We start from the raw sequence: 5,134 nt of genomic DNA, 5'->3' as shown, positions 1-5,134 counted from the left end.
CAGCACACTCACCGACAGCCACCACTTCATCATCACGAACTGAGACCTGACACTGCCAGTCCCGTGAGCGTAGCTGCCGGGAGAGAGCACGGAGGACGTCGATATCGACCCGTCGGCAGTACACCTTGTGCTGCTGGCGGAGTACCTCCAGCAGACGGTCAGCGTCAGCCTGCTGGTCGGAGAGAGAAGGGGGGTTCAGTCGCAGGTCATAGGCACGGACTGGCGGTTCCGGCTCGGTCGCTATCTCCAGACCCTCCACCTGAGTCCGCTGCGGAGTCGTCATCGATTCGGTGGGCACAGTCACAGTGCAGTCACTGAGAGGATGGGTCTGGCAGGCCAGCCGCCAGCCGGCTTCCAGCTCTTCAGGGGAGAAGGCATCCATCTCACCGGAGGTCGGGGCAGAGACCGTCCCACCGGTGACCCTCACCTTGCAGGACTGGCAGGTACCGACACCCCCGCAGATGTAGTTGATGCCGATACTCAATCCCCGGGCACAGTCCGTTATGGACTGACCATCCCGGCACCGGCCTCTCCGGCCCAGTGGCTGAAATTCAATCGTGTAGACTGCCATCTATGTAAAGGCTTCTATTCTGTGCGGCTTCCTCGAAGGGCAGCTTCACCAGCATGACCACCTCACGCATGATGTTGATACTGTTTTTACGAAGACCGCCAGCCTATTATACCCTATTGCAACAGGCTAAACTAATATTGTGCAGTCGCCCGGTACATCAGTGGCGGGCTTATCGTTGCCTGTCACTTCCTAACGACTCCCTGGTCCCCTCCCTGCAGAGAGGGGGTAAGTTTTCTTCTTGTGTGGGAAGCAGGTAAAGCCTGCTTCCCACACATATATATGAATATTGGGGGGTAAGGGGGATGAGGCATTACCACATGAGGAGGCGGCCAGTATACCATAGCTAACCGTACAGGTACTCTCCAGTGGCGGGCTTCACCTCACATGATGACGCCTGCCTTGTGTCACTAATGTACGGATGAGCACATGCTCTTGTACTGGCTGCAGGGCCGGGTTATAATTCCGGTGAGAAGACGCCCTTATCAGACAACATGCATTACGCTATTCTTGCCGATATCCATTCCAATCTGGCAGCCCTCATCGCGGTGCTGGATGATATTAAGCGCCGTGGTGGGGTAGATGAGGTATGGTGCCTCGGAGACATCGTCGGCTACGGACCGGACCCTCATGATTGTATCTCCAGGCTTCGCCAGATGAACCATGTCTGTGTCATGGGCAACCACGACGGGGCAGCCATCGGCAAGGTGGACATCTCCGTCTTCAACCCCGATGCCGCCACAGCCAATAGATGGACAGCCAGGCAATTGACACCCGATGAGAGTGATTACCTGAGCCATTTGCCCCTGGTCATTGAGAAGGGCGACTTCACCCTGACCCACGGCAGCCCCAGAGAGCCCATCTGGGAGTACCTGCTCTCAACCTGGAGCGCACAGGAAAATCTTGCCCATTTCAGGACCAGGTTCTGCTTCGTGGGGCACACTCACAGCCCCCTGGTGTTCGCTTGTGAGGAGACCGGGGGATGCGCCGCGCATCATTTCGAGCCGGAAAGTCCACTGGTACTCGGTGAGAGGCGACTTATCATCAACCCTGGCGCGGTGGGACAGCCGCGCGACGGCGACCCGCGTGCCAGCTATGCCATCTACGATAGTGACGCGCGTGTAGTGAACCTGCACCGCGTTCCGTACGATATTCGCGCCACCCAGGCCAGTATGATGGCGCAGGGCCTTCCTGCAGCCCTGGCCACTCGATTGAGTCACGGTGTATGATGGTCGGGACTATCGATAAAGGCAGGACATCTCCCACTAACAGGGTAATGAAAAAGGGGAGTCCAGAGGGAGCCCCCTCAGAAGGGGGGTGCCCCTCAGAAGGGGCCAAGCCCCTCTTCTGAGAGGGGCCGAAGCCTCCTTTGGCAGGGGTGTCTGGGCGTCATTCTTACAGAATGACGTTAGCAGAATCCGAAACCAGATTCTGCCGGTGTCCCCCAGATATAATCCTCTACCCCCTTCCTGGCCAGGAAGGGGGAGGCGGCCCATCTGGGCCGCACGGGGGTTGGTCGAAAGGGTTTTTCAGTACACTCGAGGTGGGACATCACCCACTAGAGGTGGGACATCACCGCGCCGTCGACGTAGAGGAACTGCCCGCTGAAGAAGTCCGTAGTATCGGACGCCAGGTAAACCAGTAATGGGCCCATCTCGCGGGGATGACCGTACCTCTTCAAGGGCATGTACTTCATGAGTAGTTCTTCCTGAGGCGCTCCGGTCTTCTCCACCTCCGACATCCAGCCGGTACCGATAGCGTTCACCGTGATGCCGTGTTTGGCCCATTCGATATCCAGGGCCCGGGTGAGTTGTAGTACACCACCCATGGAGACGCAATATGCGGAGAAGTTCTCCACGCCCCTCTCGGCAAGACCTGAGAGTAGATTGATGATACGGCCCTTCTTCTGCTCAATCATCTGCTTGCCCACGGCCTGACAGCAGTGGAATGCGGACGTCAGGTTGGTATCCAGGACACGGCGCCACTCGCCCTCCGATACTTCCAGGAAGGGTCTGGCGAACAGCAGGTCGGACGCATTGACCAGGATATCAATCCTGCCAAACTCGGCAACGACCTGTTCTACCATCTTCTGCACCTGTGACGCATCGGTGGTATCGGTAGGGATGGTGATTGCTTTTTGTCCCTGGTGGCGTACTTCCTCGGCGGCTTCTTCCAGTCGCTTCGTGTTTCGGGCAGCGATGGCAACGTCAGCGCCGGCCTCGGCCAGGGCTGCCCCCGCATACTTGCTCCAGTATTTACTGTCGCCGGCAACCAGGGCTGTTTTCCCACTAAGGCTGAATTCATTAGAGCCCATCTTAGTCCTCCTCCATCTCGATGACGGGAGCATATCCGGTCGGAGTTACGCCTCCAGCAAGCCCGCCGCCGTCATTTGGAAACAGGCCGCCGGTGATGTAGTCCGAAGCCTCCGATGCCAGGAACAAGCCCAGATGACCGATATCATTCGGCACACCGAAACGCCCTACCGGAATAAACTTGGCGGTCCGGGTTACCTCGCTGGTTGGCGGTTCCGGCTGCATGTGACGTACGTCTACAAATCCGGGAGCAATACAGTTGACCTGGATGTTGTTCTGGGCAAAGGTTATCGCCAGCACGCGGGAGAGATTGATTACACCGGCCTTGGCGGTACCGTACATGTAGTCGCCTCGTGAGCCGCGCATCCCGTTACCAGAGGCGATATTGATAATTTTCCCGTGTCCCTGATCGACGAAGTGCTTCATTACTGCCCGGCAGCAGTAGAAGGCGCCGCTGAGGTTGGTGTTAATGCCCAGGTGCCATTCCTCGTCGGAGAGCTCCCAGAGGGGCTTGGGTACCTGCCCGCGGACGATACCGGCGTTGTTGACCAGGATATCAATCCCGCCCATTTCGGCAATCGTCCGCTCCACCATGCTGTTGACCTGCTGGGAGTCGGTGACATCGGTGGGAATTGCCAGCGCCCTTCTCCCCATGTCTTTCACTTCCCTGGCGGTCTGTTCGATGGCATTGACACGGCGGGCGGCAACTACGATGTCGGCCCCTTCCTTGGCCATAAGGAGCGCCATTGCCTTGCCCAATCCGGTACCCCCGCCGGTAATAATGACCACCTTCCCTGCCAGGGTCCCATTGCCCGTAGCCATACTACGCACCTCCTTTGTTTGGTTTCTTCTGCCGACAGAGTAACATAGTATAGCCCACCCCGGCACTGTCAGGCAATCCCGGGGTCATGGCGGTATTGATATCACAGGTTAGGGTTTACATCACTGCCCAGCGACCCGGCCTACCCACCGGCACCGCGGCAGACAAACATCTCCCCGGTGATATGGCCGGCCTCTTCGGAGGCGAGGAAGATGGCCAGATTGGCGATATCCTCGACCTTACCGGGAAGCCTGAGTGCCGGAGCAGCGGTACCGTCTCCGGCCCGCTCTGCGGTTAGTATCTGCTGTGACCGCACGCCTTCGGTCTCAATCATCCCGGGAGCAATGCAGTTGACGTTGATATTGTGCTGTGCCCACTCCACCGAGCAACTCTTGGTGAAGTTGATAACGCCCGCCTTGGCTGCCCCGTAGTGGGACATGCTCGGGGAACCATTTATGCCGGCCACAGACGCGATGTTGATAATCTTGCCGCTCTTCTGGGGAATCATCACCCTGGCCGCGGCCGAGGAGCATAGAAAGACGCCCTTCAGATTGATGTTGATGATGACATCCCAACCGTTGGCGGAAAGCTCCTCTATCTTGACCGGGAAGCCCGCCCCGGCGTTGTTCACCATGATATCGAGCCGGCCGAACGTATCTACGGTCTGCTTGATAACATTTTCCACCTGCTCCGGCACACGCACGTCGGTGGCGATGGCCAGGGCTTCCCCACCGGCGGCTTTTATTTCCCCGGCTACCCTGTCCAGGTTCTCCTGCTTCCGGCTGGTGACCACCACTTTGGCACCGACCTTGGCGAACTCTCTGGCGATAGACTCGCCGATGCCGGAGCCTCCACCGGTAACAATAGCAACCTTACCCTTGAGTTCAAAGCGTGACATTTAGACCTCCTCGAATAGAATATTAATGGAGCGGAAGACGAGATTCGAACTCGCGACCTCCTCCTTGGCAAGGAGGCGTTCTAGCCACTGAACTACTTCCGCAAATAAAACTGGTGCCGAGGAGGAGATTTGAACTCCTACGAGCTTACGCTCACCACCCCCTCAAGATGGCGTGTCTACCGATTCCACCACCTCGGCACGGACACCCGAACTGGCAGGAGTGGTAGGACTCGAACCCCCGACCGGCGGTTTTGGGGGTTCTGAGATAGATGTAGCACTCATTACCATCAGATAGTTTAAGGTCTTGTCTGGTCTGATGTCAAATCTGAGATGTGAGAGCCAGGCTTTGCATTACCGCCCGAAGCGTACTCTCCTCGGGCACTCGTTCGCCGGCTTCGCAGACCACCGTCACATCATCCCATACTGACCGGTGATGAAGTGGTCTTGAACTATACTTCGCCATTATTACCGGATAACATGACTATGGCGAAAGAAGAAGTTCTACCTTCTGTACGTTATGGTGGGCGGTACTGGAC

General features: G+C 57.5%; 5 protein-coding genes and 2 tRNA genes. 1 reads left to right on the top strand and 6 read right to left on the bottom strand.

Going from position 1 to position 5,134, the window contains the following annotated elements:
* A partial coding sequence (locus tag VMW13_11235; GenBank protein HUV45385.1) for a 2Fe-2S iron-sulfur cluster-binding protein occupies positions 1-571 on the bottom strand: 571 nt, incomplete at its 3' end.
* A gap of 491 nt (positions 572-1,062) precedes the next feature.
* On the opposite strand from VMW13_11235, the gene VMW13_11230 reads away from it, so the two are divergent.
* Entirely contained in the window at positions 1,063-1,797 is a 735-nt protein-coding gene (locus VMW13_11230; protein ID HUV45384.1) for a metallophosphoesterase family protein, read from the top strand.
* 329 nt (positions 1,798-2,126) lie between these two features.
* On the opposite strand, the gene VMW13_11225 is transcribed toward VMW13_11230, so the two are convergent.
* The 5 genes from VMW13_11225 to VMW13_11205 all read right to left on the bottom strand — a co-directional run bounded on the left by VMW13_11225 (position 2,127) and on the right by VMW13_11205 (position 4,796).
* Positions 2,127-2,882: an SDR family oxidoreductase gene (locus VMW13_11225; protein ID HUV45383.1), complete on the bottom strand. Its 756-nt coding sequence runs from the start codon at positions 2,880-2,882 to the stop codon at positions 2,127-2,129.
* 1 nt (position 2,883) lies between these two features.
* On the bottom strand, positions 2,884-3,702 hold the full coding sequence (locus tag VMW13_11220; protein HUV45382.1) for an SDR family NAD(P)-dependent oxidoreductase: 819 nt from the start codon (positions 3,700-3,702) through the stop codon (positions 2,884-2,886).
* A 140-nt stretch (positions 3,703-3,842) separates the two neighbouring features.
* The gene (locus VMW13_11215; protein HUV45381.1) at positions 3,843-4,598 is read right to left on the bottom strand and encodes an SDR family NAD(P)-dependent oxidoreductase; all 756 of its coding nucleotides are present in this window, start codon (positions 4,596-4,598) and stop codon (positions 3,843-3,845) included.
* Between the two features lie 26 nt (positions 4,599-4,624).
* Positions 4,625-4,700 (bottom strand) — tRNA-Gly (locus VMW13_11210).
* Between the two features lie 9 nt (positions 4,701-4,709).
* Positions 4,710-4,796: transfer RNA gene (locus VMW13_11205), tRNA-Leu, on the bottom strand.
* Positions 4,797-5,134 lie beyond the last annotated feature (338 nt).

This window comes from Dehalococcoidales bacterium (assembly GCA_035529395.1).
GTDB lineage: Bacteria > Chloroflexota > Dehalococcoidia > Dehalococcoidales > Fen-1064 > DUES01.
This window is presented reverse-complemented; position numbering and strand designations above follow the sequence as displayed.